This window comes from Microbacterium sp. 3J1 (genome assembly GCF_001049495.1).
Lineage (GTDB): Bacteria > Actinomycetota > Actinomycetes > Actinomycetales > Microbacteriaceae > Microbacterium.
The window spans coordinates 56799-72281 of the sequence record NZ_CDWI01000008.1 but is presented as its reverse complement, the minus strand read 5'-3'; the positions used below and the strand labels follow the sequence as shown (position 1 = coordinate 72281).

The 15483-nt window shown below is 69.7% G+C and carries 16 protein-coding genes; 11 read left to right on the top strand and 5 right to left on the bottom strand.

Annotated features, from left to right (window positions below; translation table 11 throughout):
- Positions 1-28: 28 nt before the first annotated feature.
- Complete coding sequence (locus tag BN2660_RS05325; RefSeq protein ID WP_255305040.1) at positions 29-751, bottom strand: FadR/GntR family transcriptional regulator; 723 nt, start codon at positions 749-751, stop codon at positions 29-31.
- A gap of 126 nt (positions 752-877) precedes the next feature.
- Here BN2660_RS05325 and BN2660_RS05320 point away from each other — a divergent pair, with 126 nt between their 5' ends.
- The 11 genes from BN2660_RS05320 (at position 878) to msrA (ending at position 11832) form a co-directional block, all read left to right on the top strand.
- A complete protein-coding gene (locus BN2660_RS05320) occupies positions 878-2476 on the top strand; it encodes an ABC transporter substrate-binding protein (RefSeq protein ID WP_091228203.1) in 1599 nt (532 codons plus the stop codon).
- 74 nt (positions 2477-2550) lie between these two features.
- Positions 2551-3507, top strand: a complete 957-nt coding sequence (locus tag BN2660_RS05315; protein WP_091228201.1) for an ABC transporter permease — start codon at positions 2551-2553, stop codon at positions 3505-3507.
- A 1-nt stretch (position 3508) separates the two neighbouring features.
- Positions 3509-5563 carry a dipeptide/oligopeptide/nickel ABC transporter permease/ATP-binding protein gene (locus tag BN2660_RS05310; RefSeq protein WP_091228200.1) on the top strand — a complete coding sequence of 685 codons (2055 nt, stop codon included), beginning with the start codon at positions 3509-3511 and terminating at the stop codon, positions 5561-5563.
- Positions 5560-6360, top strand: a complete 801-nt coding sequence (locus tag BN2660_RS05305) for an ABC transporter ATP-binding protein (RefSeq protein ID WP_091228198.1) — start codon at positions 5560-5562, stop codon at positions 6358-6360. The genes BN2660_RS05310 and BN2660_RS05305 overlap by 4 nt, the downstream gene beginning before the upstream one ends.
- 15 nt (positions 6361-6375) lie before the next feature.
- Positions 6376-7323 (top strand): dihydrodipicolinate synthase family protein, encoded by a 948-nt coding sequence (locus BN2660_RS05300; RefSeq protein ID WP_091228196.1) that lies wholly within the window; start codon positions 6376-6378, stop codon positions 7321-7323.
- Positions 7323-8267: an ROK family protein gene (locus tag BN2660_RS05295; RefSeq protein WP_091228194.1), complete on the top strand. Its 945-nt coding sequence runs from the start codon at positions 7323-7325 to the stop codon at positions 8265-8267. The genes BN2660_RS05300 and BN2660_RS05295 overlap by 1 nt, the downstream gene beginning before the upstream one ends.
- Positions 8264-8950, top strand: a complete 687-nt coding sequence (locus BN2660_RS05290) for an N-acetylmannosamine-6-phosphate 2-epimerase (RefSeq protein ID WP_091228192.1) — start codon at positions 8264-8266, stop codon at positions 8948-8950. Before BN2660_RS05295 ends, BN2660_RS05290 begins: the two co-directional genes overlap by 4 nt.
- Positions 8947-9867 carry a DUF4862 family protein gene (locus BN2660_RS05285; protein ID WP_176697096.1) on the top strand — a complete coding sequence of 307 codons (921 nt, stop codon included), beginning with the start codon at positions 8947-8949 and terminating at the stop codon, positions 9865-9867. Before BN2660_RS05290 ends, BN2660_RS05285 begins: the two co-directional genes overlap by 4 nt.
- A 51-nt stretch (positions 9868-9918) precedes the next feature.
- The gene (locus tag BN2660_RS05280) at positions 9919-10755 is read left to right on the top strand and encodes a glycosyltransferase family 2 protein (protein ID WP_091228190.1); all 837 of its coding nucleotides are present in this window, start codon (positions 9919-9921) and stop codon (positions 10753-10755) included.
- Between the two features lie 37 nt (positions 10756-10792).
- On the top strand, positions 10793-11293 hold the full coding sequence (gene msrB, locus BN2660_RS05275) for a peptide-methionine (R)-S-oxide reductase MsrB (protein ID WP_091228189.1): 501 nt from the start codon (positions 10793-10795) through the stop codon (positions 11291-11293).
- Positions 11290-11832, top strand: a complete 543-nt coding sequence (msrA, locus tag BN2660_RS05270; RefSeq protein ID WP_091228187.1) for a peptide-methionine (S)-S-oxide reductase MsrA — start codon at positions 11290-11292, stop codon at positions 11830-11832. Before msrB ends, msrA begins: the two co-directional genes overlap by 4 nt.
- 59 nt (positions 11833-11891) lie before the next feature.
- On the opposite strand, the gene BN2660_RS05265 is transcribed toward msrA, so the two are convergent.
- The 4 genes from BN2660_RS05265 to BN2660_RS05250 form a co-directional block, all read right to left on the bottom strand.
- A complete protein-coding gene (locus tag BN2660_RS05265; RefSeq protein WP_255305039.1) occupies positions 11892-12692 on the bottom strand; it encodes an alpha/beta fold hydrolase in 801 nt (266 codons plus the stop codon).
- Positions 12693-12774: 82 nt separating this feature from the next.
- Positions 12775-14244: a catalase gene (locus BN2660_RS05260; protein ID WP_091228183.1), complete on the bottom strand. Its 1470-nt coding sequence runs from the start codon at positions 14242-14244 to the stop codon at positions 12775-12777.
- 69 nt (positions 14245-14313) lie between these two features.
- Positions 14314-14733: a Fur family transcriptional regulator gene (locus BN2660_RS05255; protein WP_091228181.1), complete on the bottom strand. Its 420-nt coding sequence runs from the start codon at positions 14731-14733 to the stop codon at positions 14314-14316.
- A 69-nt stretch (positions 14734-14802) separates the two neighbouring features.
- A complete protein-coding gene (locus tag BN2660_RS05250) occupies positions 14803-15459 on the bottom strand; it encodes a histidine phosphatase family protein (protein ID WP_091228179.1) in 657 nt (218 codons plus the stop codon).
- Positions 15460-15483 lie beyond the last annotated feature (24 nt).

Here is a 15483-nt window from a genome sequence, read left to right as displayed (position 1 = left end):
CGGAGCAACTCTATCGAGTCCGTCTGCGTCAGACGCGCGCCTCCCGCGTGCTCGCCAGCGCGCGCTGCAGAGGCTGATAGTGCTCGACGACGGCGCGGCGGTAGGCCTCGACGTCGCCGGCCCGCGCCGCCCTCAGCATGTCGCCGTGCGCCTTCGCGGTCTGGTGGATGTCGGCCGGCTGGGCGATGCCGAGCTGGGGGAGTACAGCGGTGTGGACATCCCAGAAGGCCCCCACGAGCTGTCCGACGAGCCGGTTGTCGATCGCATCGAACAGCTTCGTGTGAAAGGCCCGGTCCTCCTCGAGGAAGTACTCGCCCCGCGTCGCCTTGTCGACCATCTCGTCCACCAGCTGGTCCAGCTCGTCGTCCTCCGCGTCCTTCGCTGCTGCGACGACGCGCTCCGCCATCGACAGGTCGAGGGCGAGCCGCACCTCGACCACCTCGCGCAGTGCCTCGAGCGACCCCTCCGGAGACAGGACACCTCGGAAGACCAGAGCTTCGACCATCGGGTCCAGCGACATCGGTCCGACGTACGTGCCGTGACCGTGACGCACGTCGACGATGTCGAGCGTCGACAGCGTCCTGATCGCCTCGCGCACGGACGAGCGGGACACGTCGAGCTCCTCGCAGAGCTCGGCCTCGGTCGGCAACGGGTCCCCGGGCACGAGTCCGCGCGTCAGGATGAGCTGCTTGATCTGATCCGCCGTCGTCGAGCGCCGCATGCGCGCCGCCCTGTTCGTGGTGGACTTCATGGGGTTCCCCTCGTGCCTCACAGAATTGCTCCGATCCTCCCACTCTTGTGATCTGGTCGAACCTGTGTTTAGAGTACATCAGACATCAGATGTCCTCAAGATGTCCCCCACCACCCTGGAGCACACATGAACCGACACGTCACCCGCCGCCATGCGGGTCGATTCGCGATGCTGATCGCCGGCACAGTCGCCGCATCCATCGCCCTCGCCGGCTGCGGCGCCGGCGCGACCCCCGCCCCCGAGGAGAGCGCGTCTGCCGCCCAGGTCGATCCCGACGCAATCATCGAAGCGGGCATCTCGTACACCCTGAACGGCAGCTTCGACCCGATGATCGCCTCCGGTGCTGTCACGGTTTCGGCCAATTGGCACGTCTTCGAAGGTCTCGTCGACCTCGACCCGGTCACGCAGAAGGCCGAGCCCGCGCTCGCCGCTGAGCTTCCGGCCAAGGTCGACGACACGACCTACGAGGTCGACCTCCGCGAGGGCGCGACCTTCCAGAACGGCGATCCCGTCACCGCCGCCGACGTGGTCTTCAGCTATGAGCGCGTCATGAACCCCGACAACAACTCGCTGTTCCGGACGTTCATCGACTTCGTCGACACCGTCACCGCCGTCGACGAGGACACGGTGCAGATCACCACGGACTACCCGTTCTCGCTGATCGAGCAGCGGCTCGGTGTCGTCAAGATCGTGCCGAAGGCCGTGGTCGAGGCCGACCCCGAAGGCTTCGGCGCGAACCCCGTCGGATCCGGTCCGTACTCGCTCGTCTCGGCGGTGCCCGAGGACAAGCTCGTCTTCGAGCGCTACGAAGACTACAACGGACCCCACCCGGCCCTCGCCGCCGGCATGAACTGGAACCTGCTGTCCGACGCCTCCGCCCGAGTGACGGCGATGTCGACCGGCACCATCCAGGCGATGGAGGACGTCCCCTACATCGACGTCGACTCCCTCGCATCCGCCGCCGATGTGGAGAGCGTGCAGTCGTTCGGTCTGCTGTTCATGATGTTCAACACCAAGGCGGCGCCGTTCGACGATGTCCGCGTGCGTCAGGCGCTGCACTACGCGCTCGACATGGACAAGATCATCGAGACCGGGATGCTGGGCAACGCCACCGCGGCGACCTCGTTCCTGCCTGAGACCTACCCGAACTACAACGAGGCGTCGACGGTCTACTCCTACGACCCCGAGAAGGCGAAGGAGCTGCTGGCGGATGCCGGTGTCTCCGACCTCTCGATCACGCTGCTCACCACCGACACCGGTTGGGTGAAGGAGGTCGCTCCGCTGATCAAGGAGTCGCTGGATGCCGTCGGCATCGACACCACGCTCGACATCGGCCAGTCCGCATCGATGTACGAGAAGGTCGACTCCGGTGAGTACACGGTCGCCGTCGCCCCGGGCGACCCGTCGGTCTTCGGCGTCGACCCCGATCTGCTGATGAACTGGTGGTACGGCGAGAACGTCTGGACCAAGACCCGCACCAACTGGGCGGATTCTCCGGAGTATGCCGAGCTGCGCACCCTGCTCGACACTGCGGTGACGCAGCAGGGCGACGAGCAGCAGGCGACCTGGGATCAGGCGTACGACCTGATCTCCGACCAGGCGGTGCTCTACCCGCTCTTCCACCGCAAGCTGCCCACCGCGTGGAGCAGCCAGGAGCTGGTCGGCTTCGAGCCCGTGCCCACCACCGGTCTGTCGTTCCTCGACGTCGGCGTGGCTGCGAAGTAGCAGCATCTTCACGGCGGGGGTGCGTCCCCGAGCGCACCCCCGCCCTCCCGTCCTGACCCTGGAAGGAGCGGCTCGTGTCCCCCACGCTCCGCCTCATCGGCCGGCGACTTCTGCAGCTGCCGGTGATGATCCTCGGCATCACGTTCCTCGTGTTCTTCGTGATGTCGTTCTCACCCGTCGACCCGGCGCGCACGGCGCTGGGCGAGACCGCGTCACCTGAAGCGCTCGAGGCGTACCGCGAGAAGTACGGCCTCGACCTCCCGCTGCTCGTCCGCTACGTGAACTTCCTGCTGGGTCTCGTGCAGGGCGACCTCGGCACGTATTCGGCACGGAGCCTCCCCGTCATCGACGAGGTCGTGCGCGCCTTCCCGGTGACGCTCGCGCTGACGTTCCTCGGCCTCCTCATCGCGGTCATCGTCGCCTTCGTGATCGGCGTCCTCGCCGCGGTCTACCGTGACCGCTGGCCCGATCAGGTGATCCGCGTGTTCGGCGTCGCGTCGCTGTCGACGCCGTCGTTCTGGCTCGCGATCCTCCTGATCCAGCTGTTCACCCTCACTCTGAACGTCCTGCCCGCCTCTGGTCCCCTTCCGGACTTCTGGGCCGATCCCTCCGGCTGGCTCGCGCGGATGACCCTCCCGGCCGTGGCGCTCGCGGTGCCCGTGATCGGGCAGCTCTCCCGCGTGGTGCGCACGTCGATGGTCGAGGAGCTCGACCGCGACTACGTCCGCACGGCGCTCGGCGCCGGCATCCCGCGTGTGGTCGTCGTCGGCCGCAACGTGCTGCGCAATGCCCTGATCACGCCGGTCACGGTGCTGGGTCTGCGCATCGGCTACCTGCTCGGCGGTGCGGTGGTGATCGAGATCATCTTCGCGATCCCCGGCATGGGCACGCTGATCCTCAACGGCGTCACGAACAACGAACCCAACCTCGTACAGGGCGTGACCCTCGCCGTCTCGCTGGCCTTCGTGGTGATCAACATCATCGTCGACCTCCTGTACGTCCTCATCAATCCCCGAATCCGGGCGGTGTGACATGCGTCGCAAACTGACTGAACGACTCTCCGTGCCCGGGCTCCGCTTCGGCGGGCTCTCCCTGGGCTCGATCATCTGCCTCGCGGTGCTCGCGGTCATCGCGTTCGCCGCCGTCGCAGCCCCGCTGATCACCCCGTTCGACCCGCTGGCATCGGGCAGCCCCGTGCAGCCGCCGAGCGCCGAGCACTGGTTCGGCACCGACCGGCAGGGACGCGACATCTTCTCGCGCCTCGTCTACGGCGCCCGCTACTCGCTCGTGATCGGACTCGGGGCGACGCTCGTCGCGCTGGCTGCGGCCTGCATCCTCGGCACGATCGCCGCGACGGCACCACGGTGGATCTCCGAGATCCTCATGCGGGTCATGGACGTGGTGATGTCGTTCCCCGGCATCGCGCTCGCCGCGGTCTTCGTTGCTGTGTTCGGCAAGTCGCTCCCGGTGCTCGTGCTGACGATCGCCTTCCTCTACGTGCCCCAGCTCACGCGCATCGTCCGCGCGAACATCCTCGACCAGTACGGCGAGGACTACGTCTCCGCCGTGCGGGTGATGGGAGCGGGCACCCCGCGCATCATCGCGAGGCACGTCGCGCGCAACGCGATGGCTCCGGTGCTCGTGTTCGCGACCGTCCTCGTCGCCGATGCGATCGTCTTCGAGGCGTCGCTGTCGTTCCTGCAGGCCGGCGTCCCCGACCCCGAGCCCTCGTGGGGCAACGTGATCGCTGCCGGACGCAACCTGCTCATGAGCGGCGCGTGGTGGGCGACGTTCTTCCCCGGCATCCTCATCATGCTCACGGTGCTGTGCCTCAACATCCTCTCCGAGGGGATGACGGATGCCATGGTCTCGCCCCGTGCGCGCAAGATCACCGCCGATGCGGCGAACACCGAGGAGTCGACCCACGAGCTCGAGGAGGCGGCCGCCGGACCCGACGACACGAACGTGATCGTCACGGTCGACACATCGGTCAACCTCTCGGTGCCGAGCGGCGTACCGGACACCCTCGTGGCCCGCGCACCCGCCGTGCCCCTCGCCGATCGTCTGGCCGAACTGCGCGAGCGCGAGTTCGCGCGCACCGACCGGCTCGTCTACACGGGCGACGAGACCCCGCTGCTCGACGTGCAGGACCTCTGCATCTCGTTCCCCCGACACGGCGACGTCGACGTCGTCGACCACGTCAGCTTCACGGTGCGCCCCGGCGAGACGATGGCGCTGGTGGGCGAGTCGGGCTGCGGCAAGTCGATCACCTCGCTGGCGATCATGGGTCTGCTCGACCCGAAGGCGGACATCCGCGGCCGCATCCTGTTCGATGGCGAGGACCTGCTGCGGATGTCGCCGAAGCAGCGCAACGCGCTGCGCGGTCACGACATCGCGATGATCTACCAGGATGCGCTGAGCTCGCTGAACCCGGCGATGCTCATCCGCTCGCAGATGAAGCAGCTCACCTCGCGCGGCGGCACCCGTTCGGCCGAGGAGCTGCTCGAGCTCGTCGGCCTCGACCCGACGCGCACGCTCGCCTCGTATCCTCACGAGCTGTCGGGCGGCCAGCGTCAGCGCGTGCTGATCGCGATGGCGCTCACCCGCGACCCCCGACTCGTGATCGCCGATGAGCCGACCACGGCCCTCGACGTCACGGTGCAGGCGCAGGTGGTCGAGCTGCTCATGCGGCTGCAGAAGGAGCTCGGCTTCGCGCTGGTCTTCGTCTCGCACGACCTCGCGCTCGTCGCCGAGCTGACCCATCGCATCACGGTGATGTACGCGGGGCAGGTCGTCGAGCAGGGCACCACCAGCGAGATCCTCACGCAGCCCGTGCACGAGTACACACAGGGGCTGCTCGGCGCGGTGCTGTCGATCGAGGCCGGCTCCGACCGACTGCACCAGGTGTCGGGCGTCGTCCCGTCACCGCGGGACTTCCCCGCGGGCGACCGCTTCGCGCCGCGCTCGTCGAACCCGGAGCGCTACGCCGGGGTCACGCCGGTGCGTCGGCGGATCGATGGCACCGAGCACTACTACTCCGCGCATCCCGACGATGCGCCCGTCGACGCGATCGGAGCAGGACGATGAGCGAGTCCGTCATCGAGCTGAAGGACGTGCATGTGCGGTACAAGACGCGCGCCTCCACGCTCTTCCGGCCGCAGCACGTCGACGCGCTCGCGGGCGTCTCGCTCACCGTGAAGCGGGGGCAGACCCTCGGAATCGTCGGCGAGTCCGGCTCGGGCAAGTCGACCTCGGCCAAGGTGCTGATCGGACTCGAGAAGCCCACGAGCGGCCAGGTCGTCTTCGGCGGCGAACCGGTGACGTCGTTCACCCCCGCGGTGCGCCGGCGACTCGGCCGCATCCTGTCGGTCGTCTTCCAAGACCCCGCGACCGCGCTCAACGCGAGGATGACCGTGCGAGACGCCCTGCTCGATCCCCTGCAGGTGCACCGCCTCGGCACGCCCGCGACCCGCGGCCGCAAGGTGCGCGACCTGATCGGGCTGGTCGGACTCCCGGCATCCGCCCTCGATGCGCTGCCGAGCCAGCTCTCGGGCGGCCAGCGACAGCGCGTCGCGATCGCCAGGGCGCTCGTGCTCGACCCGCAGGTCATCGTCGCGGACGAGCCGACGTCGGCGCTCGACGTCTCGGTGCGCGCGCAGATCCTCAATCTCCTCACCGACCTGAAGGAGCAGCTCGGCCTCGGGATGGTCTTCATCTCGCACGACATCCAGACCGTCCGCTATCTCTCCGACGAGATCGCCGTGATGAACCGGGGGAGGGTCGTCGAGTTCGGCGACGCCGCCCGTGTGTTCGAGGCGCCCTCCGACGACTACACCAGAACGCTCCTGGGCGCTGCGCCCTCGCTGCTCGAACCGACCCACTGAAACGACCGGAACACCATGACTGCTGCATCCTCTTCCCTCATCTTCTCGGGCGTCGTCCCGCCCGTCGCCACCCCGCTGTCGCCCGACGGCACCATCGACCACGTCTCTCTCGAGCGGCTCGTCGAGCGACTGATCGCCGAGGGCGTCTCGGGCCTGTTCGCGCTCGGATCCACCGGCGAGACCGCGTACTTCACCGACGACCAGCGTGTGGAGCTGCTCACCACGATCGTGAAGACGAACGCCGGCCGCGTCCCGATCATCGCCGGCGCGATCGAGCTGACGGCTCCGCGCATCGTCGAGACCGCCCGACGGCTGATCGCCGCGGGTGCGCAGGCGATCGTCACGACGGCTCCGCTGTACACGCTGAACTCGGCCGCCGAGGTCGCCGACCACTTCCGCACCATCGCGGCGGCGATCGACGCGCCCCTCTGGGCCTATGACGTCCCGGTGCGCGTGCACGCCAAGCTCGGCATCGATCTTCTCGTGCAGCTGGGCGCGGAGGGCGTGATCCACGGTGTGAAGGATTCGTCGGGTGACGACGTCTCGTTCCGTCGCCTGATCGCGGCGAACATCGCGGCGGGGCGCCCCCTGCAGCTGCTCACCGGCCACGAGGTCGTCGTCGACGCGATGGCGCTCGCGGGCGCCGACGGCGTGGTGCCCGGACTCGCGAACGTAGAGGCTGCGGGCTACGTGCGCCTGTGGGATGCCGCGCAGCGAGGCGACTGGAACGAGGCGCGCGCCGAGCAGGAGCGCATCAACCGCGTCTTCGACATCGTCTTCCAGCCGCGGGGTCTCTCGGGAGACGCCACGGGCGTGGGCGCCTTCAAGGCGGCCATGCACGCCCGCGGCATCATCGACCACGCGACGATGGCCGACACCGTGCAGACCCTCGACCACGACGCGGTGTCCCGTATCCGCGAGATCCTGTCCGCGCAGGGGCTGCTGCCCGTCGCCGTCTCCTGATGGCGGCGTCGTCCGAGGTCGTGCTGGCCGTCGACATCGGGGGCACGAAGACCGCCGCGGCCCTCGCGGATCGCGACGACGTGCTGCTGCGCATCGAGACGGCGGCGACACCGGCGTCGGAAGGTCCGGCGGCGGTCATCGCCACGGTGGCCGTGCTCGCGGACAGGCTGCTCGGCACGGTCGATCTGCGCCTCTCGGGTGTCGGGATCGGCACCGCGGGAGTCGTGGATGCCGGCACCGGGACCATCGTGTCGGCGACGGACACCTTCGCCGACTGGCCGCGCACGCCGGTCGCTGCGCTCGTCCGCGAGGCACTGGGCGACCTGCTCCTGCCGGGTGCTCCCGTCGTCGTGCAGAACGACGTCGACGCGCACGCGGCGGGGGAGTATCGGCACGGGGCCGCGGCGGGGTCCGACAGCGCGCTCGTCGTCGCCGTGGGGACGGGAGTCGGTGCGGGCCTGATCCTCGCCGGAGATGCCGTGCGCGGCGCCCATCACGTCGCGGGCGAGATCGCGCACCTGCCCACACCCGGAGCCGATCATCTGCGCTGCCCGTGCGGGCGCATCGGTCACCTCGAGGCGATCGGCTCGGGCATCGGCATGCACGCGCACTTCCGCTCGCTCGGCGGCGATGCCGGCATCCGGGATGCGCGAGGAGTCGCCGGCGCCGCGGCATCCGGCGACCCGATCGCCCAGCGTGCGCTCACCGAATCCGCTGCGGCGGTCGGTCGTGCCTTGGCCGGCGCCGCCACCATCCTCGACCCGCAGCGCATCGTCGTCACCGGTGGCGTGCCGAACATCGGCGACGCCTGGTGGCGGCCGATGCGCGACGCGTTCCACGCCGAGGCCATCGACGCGCTGCAGTCCACCCCGATCCTGCCGGGAACGCTCGGCGACGACGCACCGCTGCGCGGAGCAGCGGCATCCGCCTGGAGGGCCCCGTGAGATTCCCCGACGCACTCGACCGCCTGAGGGGGGGACTCGTCGTCTCCTGCCAGGCCTACCCCGGCGAGGCCATGCGCGACCCTCGGACGATGTCGCAGGTCGCGGCCGCCGCGCTCGTCGGCGGAGCCGTCGGCATCCGCGTGCAGGGCATCGCCGACATCCGCGGGGTCGCCGACCTGCCCGTACCCATCGTCGGCCTGTGGAAAGACGGCGACCACGAGGTCTTCATCACCCCCACGCTGAACCACGCGAAGGCGGTGGCGGATGCCGGTGCCGACGTCGTCGCTATCGACGGCACCCGGCGTCCCCGTCCAGACGGCCTGACTCTCGCCCAGACCGTCGAGGGGCTGCGGACACACACCGATGCCCTGATCATGGCCGACTGCGGGTCGCTCGACGATGCGCTCGCCGCCGAGGCCGCAGGAGTGGACATCCTCGGGACCACGCTGTCGGGCTACACGGGCGAACGACCGAAGACGGACGGACCCGACCTCGACCTCATCGGGCTCATCGCCGGCCGCTGCGCGCTGCCGATCATGGCGGAGGGGCGCATCCACACGCCCGCCCAGGCGGCTGCCGCGATCGCCGCCGGCGCCTTCTCGGTCTGCGTCGGCACGGCCATAACGCATCCGTCCACGATCACGACCTGGTTCGCGGATGCCGTCGCGAAGGCACGTCCGTGACGGCGCCGATCCTGCTGAGCGCGTACCCGCTCTCGCCGGCGCATCGGCGGTGGGATCCCGATCTCGAAGCCGACCTGCTGCCCGCGCTCTGCGCTCTTCCCGGCGTCGCCGGGCTCGAGGTGCCGTGGGTGGGAGGCATCCACCCGCACGACGCCGAATGGTTCCTCGGGAACGTCCCCGCCGTCGCCCTGGCTGTGACGCCCATCCCGCACGTGATGGGACGGGTGGGCGTGCGCCCCGGGTACGGCCTGGCATCGGCCGACGACGAGGGGAGGGCGGCCGCGATCGACGACCTGCGCCGGGTCGCCGCCGACGTCTCACGCATCGAGCGGGACAGCGCCGCGTCCGTCGCCGTCGTCACCCTGCACACCGCACCGCAGGCGGGTGGCGATGTTACTGCCCTCGCCAGGTCGCTGGATCAGGTCGCGGACATCGACTGGTCGGGTGCCCGGCTGGTCATCGAGCACTGCGATGCGCATGTTCCCGGGCAGGTGTACGAGAAGGGTTTCCTCCCCCTCGACGGCGAGATCGCCGCCATCCGCGAGTCCGGTGCTCCGATCGGTCTCTGGCTCAATTGGGGCCGATCGGCGATCGAGTTGCGCGATGGGGATGCCGTGACGGAACAGATCGCGGATGCCGCAGCATCCGGACTCCTCGCGGGTCTCGCGCTGTCGGGGGCGGCGCCTGCCGAGAGCCTCTACGGGCACCCCTGGATCGACGCGCACCTCCCGATCGCCGAGACCCACCCCGAATCCACTTCGCTCCTCGACGCGGTGCACGTGCGCGCCGCGCTCGCCGCCGCGGGCGATGTGCCGTGGCTGGGGCTGAAGGTCGCCCGCCGCCCGGACGATGTCACCGTGGACGATGTCGTGCGCACCGCGGAGGCGAATCTCTCCGTCGTCGTCGCAGGTGCCTGAGCAGAGGTCAACCCCCGTTCGCCGCTTTCCCGCAGCTTCTACGGTGGCGGCATGCACCAAGAGATTCCGCCGCGCGTGAGCCGTCCGGCCGACGGCCGGCCGACCGTCGGCGTCGTCATCCCCTCCCGCGACGACGCGCCGCTGCTCGAGCGATGCCTGCGCGCGCTCCGGGCGCAGACCCGGGTGCCCGACGAGATCGTCGTCGTCGACGACGGCTCGCGCGATGACACCGCAGCGGTGGCCCAGGCGTTCGGGGCCAGGGTGGTCGTGCTCGACGGTGAGGGAATCCCGGCGGCCAGCGCGGCCGGATACGACGCGGCGACGACCGACATCATCTGCCGGCTCGACGCGGACTGCGTCCCGCCGGCCGACTGGGTCGAGACGATGTCCGGCATCCTCGAGGCGGATGCCGGGCTCGTCGCCGTCAGCTGCGGGGCCCGTGCCGTCGACGGCCCGCCGCGGTGGCGCTCGCTCGTGCCGCGGCTGTACCTCGGCGCGTATCGAGCCGTGCTCACGCCGACCCTCGGGCATCCGCCGCTCTTCGGCTCGGGGCTCGCGCTGCGCCGCGACTCATGGCGCGCCGTGCGCGGCTCCGTGCACCGCGACGATCCGCTCGTGCACGACGACCTCGACCTCGCCTTCCATCTGGGCCTCGTCGGCCGCCTCGACTTCCGATCGGACGTGACGGTGGGCATGGCCTGGCGGTCGTTCGAGGGATTCCGCTCCGGAGTCCTCCGAGTGCGGCGCGGCTTTCACACCGTCGTCGTGCACTGGCCGGAGGAGTTCCCACCGCAGCGCTGGGCACGCCTGGCCCGCGGTCGCAGAACTCACAGCCCGCTCACAGACCCGCGGGACCAAAACCGGGCCCTCGACGGTTCTTCTCTATGACGCCGCAGCCAGCCGCGTCGGACAAAGGAGACAGACCATGTCGAACGACTACCGCAAGACGCCCGAGGCCGTCAGCGACCTCACCCATCTGCAGTACGAGGTGACGCAGGAGGACGCGACCGAGCCGCCCTTCCGCAACGCGTACTGGAACACCCACGACGACGGCATCTACGTCGACGTCGTGTCGGGCCAGCCCCTGTTCGCCTCGACCGACAAGTTCGACAGCGGCACCGGATGGCCGAGCTTCACGAAGCCCATCGAGGCCGACGCCGTCACCACGCGCACCGACCGGAAGCTGTGGATGACGCGCACCGAGGCCCGGTCCACTGCTGCCGACAGCCACCTCGGGCACGTCTTCGACGACGGGCCGCGCGATGCCGGCGGGCTCCGCTACTGCATGAACTCGGCGGCCCTGCGCTTCATCCCGGCTGACAGTCTGGAAGATGAGGGGTACGGTCGCTACCGTCACCTCTTCGCCGGCTCGGATGCCGACACCACCACCCCCACCTCCACCTCCACCTCTGAGGAGCAGTCATGACCGACACCGGAACCATCACCCGCACGCCCGGGACCGAGACCGCCGTGCTCGCGGGCGGCTGCTTCTGGGGCATGGAAGACCTCATCCGCCGCCAGCCCGGCGTGCTCGACACCCGTGTCGGCTACACGGGCGGCAGCAACGACCACGCCACGTACCGCAACCACCCGGGTCACGCGGAGGCCGTCGAGATCGTCTTCGACCCCACGAAGACGACGTACCGCGACATCCTCGCGTTCTTCTTCCAGATCCACGACCCGTCGACCAAGGACCGTCAGGGCAACGACATCGGCTCGAGCTACCGCTCCGCGATCTTCCCGCTCAGCCCCGAGCAGGAGCAGGTCGCGCGCGACACCATCGCCGACGTCGACGCCTCGGGGCTGTGGCCTGCTAAGGCTGTGACCACGATCGAGCCGGCGGGCCCGTTCTGGCAGGCCGAGGAAGAGCACCAGGACTACCTGCTCAAGTACCCCAACGGCTACACCTGCCACTTCCCGCGCGCGGGATGGGTGCTGCCCAAGCGCGAGGACGCCACCGTCTGACCCCGGTCCTGAGCCCGTCGGAGGGCGGGGCCCCTGAGCCCGTCGACGGGCGAAGGGGCCTACCCCTCCGACAGGAACCCCAGCGCCGCCTCCTTGAAGGCGCGCGAGCCGGGCGCATTGAAGTGATGGCGGTCGGGGATCTCGAAGAAGCGGCCCTGCGGCGCCGCCGAGGCGAGCGCGCGGGAACCCTCGATGATGCCGTCCTTCGAGCCGGTCGCGAAGAGGATCGGGCCGGCCGGAGCGTGGGAGGGGTCGGGGTCGATCGTCCGCGACGACCTCAGCCCCTCGGCCAGCGCCACCAGCGCGCCGAGGTCGTTGCCCGGCACGCGTTCGGTGAGCGTGATGTAGTTCTGCGTCGTCGTGTCGGCGACCGGAGTGCCGTCGGCCAGGTAGGTCCGCACCTGCTCGAGGTTCAGGCGCGCGAGGGGGATGCCGTCGGGCACCCCGCCGAGCACGGCCCGACGGATGCGGTGCGGCAGGTCGCGGACGACCTCCCAGCCGACGCGGGCGCCCAGCGAGTACCCGACGTAGAGGGCCTCGTCGACGAGATACGTGTCCATGACCGTCTCGACGTCGGTGGCCAGGGTGCGGATGCCGTACGCCTCCGGCTGATGCGGCTTCTCGCTGAGCCCGTGCCCGCGCTGGTCGAGGGCCAGCACGCGGTACCCGGCTCTGGTGAGCTCGCGCACCCATCCGGTGAGCACCCAGGTGTCGCGGGCGCTGGAGGCGAAGCCGTGCACGATCACCACCACAGGGGCGTCGAGCTCGCCCCAGGTGTAGGTCGCGAGGCGAGTGCCGTCTGCGGCGTACACCTGCTGCGGTGCGGGCATGCTGGTCAGGTCGGAGAGAGGTGCGGCCACGGCATCCATTGTCCTCCTGCGCAGACGACACGAGACCCACCGGCCGTGGGGCCGATGGGTCTCGTGATCAGGGGGATGCGGCTCAGAAGCGCGCGCGCAGGGCGTCGCCCAGCGCAGCATCCACGTTCGTCCAGTACTGGAAGAAGCGCTCGCGGATCGCGTCGATCGTGATGGCCTGGCCCTGACCGGTCAGCGTGTCGAGGAAGCGCGCGCGCTGCTCGTCATCGAAGACCATGCGGTACAGCGTGCCCGCCTGACCGAAGTCGTCGTCGTCCAGGTGCAGGGTCGCGGCGGCGCGGATGAGCTCGCCGTCCGACTCCCAGCTCGCCTCGACACCGGCTGCCGGGTCGGCCGCGGGGCCACCGGCCGGGCCGAACGAGTTCGGCGTGTAGACGCGGTGCTCGGCCGGGTTGAACTTGTACTGCATCTGGCCTTCGTGCATGTAGTTGCGCACCTCGGCCGCGTGCGGCTGGTTGACCGGCAGCTGGTTGTAGTTCGCACCGATGCGGTAGCGCTGAGCATCCGAGTAGGCGAAGACGCGCGCCATGAGCATCTTGTCGGGCGAGATGCCGGTGCCGGGAACCTGGTTGCCGGGCGAGAACGCCGCCTGCTCGATCTCCGCGAAGAAGTTCTGCGGGTTGCGGTCGAGCGTGAACGTGCCGACCTTGATGCGCGGGTAGTCCTTCTTCGACCAGGTCTTCGTGAGGTCGAACGGGTTGAAGCGGTAGGTCTTTCCCTCTTCGTAGGGCATGACCTGCACGTAGACGTCCCACGAGGGGGCGTCGCCGTTCGCGATCGAGTCGAACAGGTCGCGGCGGTAGTAGTCGGCATCCGACCCGGCGAGCTTCTCGGCCTCTTCGGCGCTCATCGCCTCGACGCCCTGGTGGGAGAGGAAGTGGTACTGCACCCAGAAGCGCTCACCGGCGGCGTTGACCCACTGGTACGTGTGCGAGCCGTAGCCGTTCATGTGACGCCAGCTCCGGGGCAGACCGCGGTCGCCCATGAGGTAGGTCACCTGGTGGGCGGACTCGGGGGAGAGCGTCCAGAAGTCCCACTGCATGTCGGCGTCACGGAGGCCCGAGTCGCCGAGGCGCTTCTGCGAGTGGATGAAGTCCGGGAACTTCATGGCGTCGCGGAGGAAGAAGGTCGGGGTGTTGTTGCCGACGATGTCGAGGTTGCCCTCGGAGGTGTAGAAGCGCAGCGCGAAGCCGCGCACGTCGCGCCAGGTGTCGGGGGAGCCCTGCTCACCGGCCACCGACGAGAAGCGCAGCAGCGTCTCGCTCACGGCGCCCGGCTGGAACGCGGCGGCGCGGGTGTAGGCCGAGACGTCCTCCGTGACCGTGAAGGTTCCGAACGCTCCGCCGCCCTTGGCGTGCGGGTTGCGCTCCGGCACGCGCTCGCGGTTGAACGACGCGAGCTTCTCGACGAGGTACCGGTCGTGCAGGACGGTGGGTCCGTCCGCTCCGACGGTGAGCGAGTGCGCGTCGCTCGCGACCGGGGTTCCGGTCTGCGTCGTGGTCGGGGGAAGGGGCGTGGTCGATGGGTCGGTCATGTTCTTCTCCTTCTGCTGCGTGGGCGCGACGGACACCCCCGGATCCCCGGGAGCGGTCGGCGGACTCGCCTACGCGGCGTTCTGACAACTGGGGCAGAGGCCCCAGAAGGTGACTTCGGCTGTCTGGACGGTGAATCCGCCGGCCGAGGACGGGGTGAGGCACGGCGCTTCGCCGACGACGCAGTCCACGTCGCCGATCGCGCCGCATGCGGTGCAGACGATGTGGTGATGGTTGTCGCCGATGCGCCGTTCGTACAGCGCCGCGGAGCCTGCCGGTTCGATCCGGCGGAGCAGCCCCGCCGTCGTCAGGTCCGCGAGGATGTTGTGCACCGACTGGATCGACGTCGTCGGAAGCACGTCGGACACAGCGCGGTAGACCCGCTCCGCATCCGTGTGGGGCATGGACTCCATCGCCTCGAGCACGGCGACGCGGCCCGCGGTCGACTTCAGACCCGCATCGCGCAGCGCGGTGTCGTAGTCGGTGTCCATGCCTCGACCCTATCCGGTTATTTTGAGTTATTCAAAATATCGGATGCTGCTGGCGTGTCGCCCGTCGGATCAGGACTCGGCCGGAGCGGACGGCAGCTCCGGCCCGTAGTTCCACGATAGGATCGCGGGCTGCTCCCGCGCGAAGCCCAGCACCGAGACCGACCCCGCATCCAGACTGATCTGCGCTCCGAACCGAGGAGCCTGCCAGAGATACACCGCGGTGAGGATGCGCAGGAAGTGACCGTGCGCGACGAGCGCGACGTCGCCGTGCTCCATCGCGGGCAGCACGCGCGTGAGCACCCGCGACGCCCGCGCGGCGACCTCCTCGACGGTCTCCCCAGGGGTGCGACCGGGGATCACGCCGTGGCTGAACGTGCTCCAGTCGTAACCGAGTTCGGCGCGGATGTCCTTCGTCGTCCGGCCTTCGTACCCGCCGTAGTCCCACTCGACCAGGAGCGGGTCGATCTCCGCGCGGAGGCCGGCGAGCTCCGCGGTGCGCTGCGCGCGGATCAGAGGCGAGGTGAGCACCATCGAGAAGTCGTAGTCAGACACCAGGTCCCCGGCGCGGCGGGCGAGATCCTCCCCGCGGGCGGTGAGCGGGATGTCGGTGAGCCCGGTGTGCCTGCCGGCCCGCGACCACTCGGTCTCGCCGTGGCGGAGGAGTACGAGCTTGCCGGCGGGGGCATGCGGCGCCGGTCGAGGAGAAGGCTGAGCGTCTGCGGGCACACCGCAACCGTAGCCCGATGACGG

What these genes read in the sequence shown, in the direction of transcription:
- BN2660_RS05300 (WP_091228196.1), top strand. Translation starts at nt 6,376, where the DNA reads ATGACTGCTGCATCCTCTTCCCTCATCTTCTCGGGCGTCGTCCCGCCC.
- BN2660_RS05305 (WP_091228198.1), top strand. Translation starts at nt 5,560, where the DNA reads ATGAGCGAGTCCGTCATCGAGCTGAAGGACGTGCATGTGCGGTACAAG.
- msrB (WP_091228189.1), top strand. Translation starts at nt 10,793, where the DNA reads ATGTCGAACGACTACCGCAAGACGCCCGAGGCCGTCAGCGACCTCACC.
- BN2660_RS05310 (WP_091228200.1), top strand. Translation starts at nt 3,509, where the DNA reads ATGCGTCGCAAACTGACTGAACGACTCTCCGTGCCCGGGCTCCGCTTC.
- BN2660_RS05320 (WP_091228203.1), top strand. Translation starts at nt 878, where the DNA reads ATGAACCGACACGTCACCCGCCGCCATGCGGGTCGATTCGCGATGCTG.
- BN2660_RS05325 (WP_255305040.1), bottom strand. Translation starts at nt 751, where the DNA reads ATGAAGTCCACCACGAACAGGGCGGCGCGCATGCGGCGCTCGACGACG.
- BN2660_RS05295 (WP_091228194.1), top strand. Translation starts at nt 7,323, where the DNA reads ATGGCGGCGTCGTCCGAGGTCGTGCTGGCCGTCGACATCGGGGGCACG.
- msrA (WP_091228187.1), top strand. Translation starts at nt 11,290, where the DNA reads ATGACCGACACCGGAACCATCACCCGCACGCCCGGGACCGAGACCGCC.
- BN2660_RS05280 (WP_091228190.1), top strand. Translation starts at nt 9,919, where the DNA reads ATGCACCAAGAGATTCCGCCGCGCGTGAGCCGTCCGGCCGACGGCCGG.
- BN2660_RS05255 (WP_091228181.1), bottom strand. Translation starts at nt 14,733, where the DNA reads ATGGACACCGACTACGACACCGCGCTGCGCGATGCGGGTCTGAAGTCG.
- BN2660_RS05260 (WP_091228183.1), bottom strand. Translation starts at nt 14,244, where the DNA reads ATGACCGACCCATCGACCACGCCCCTTCCCCCGACCACGACGCAGACC.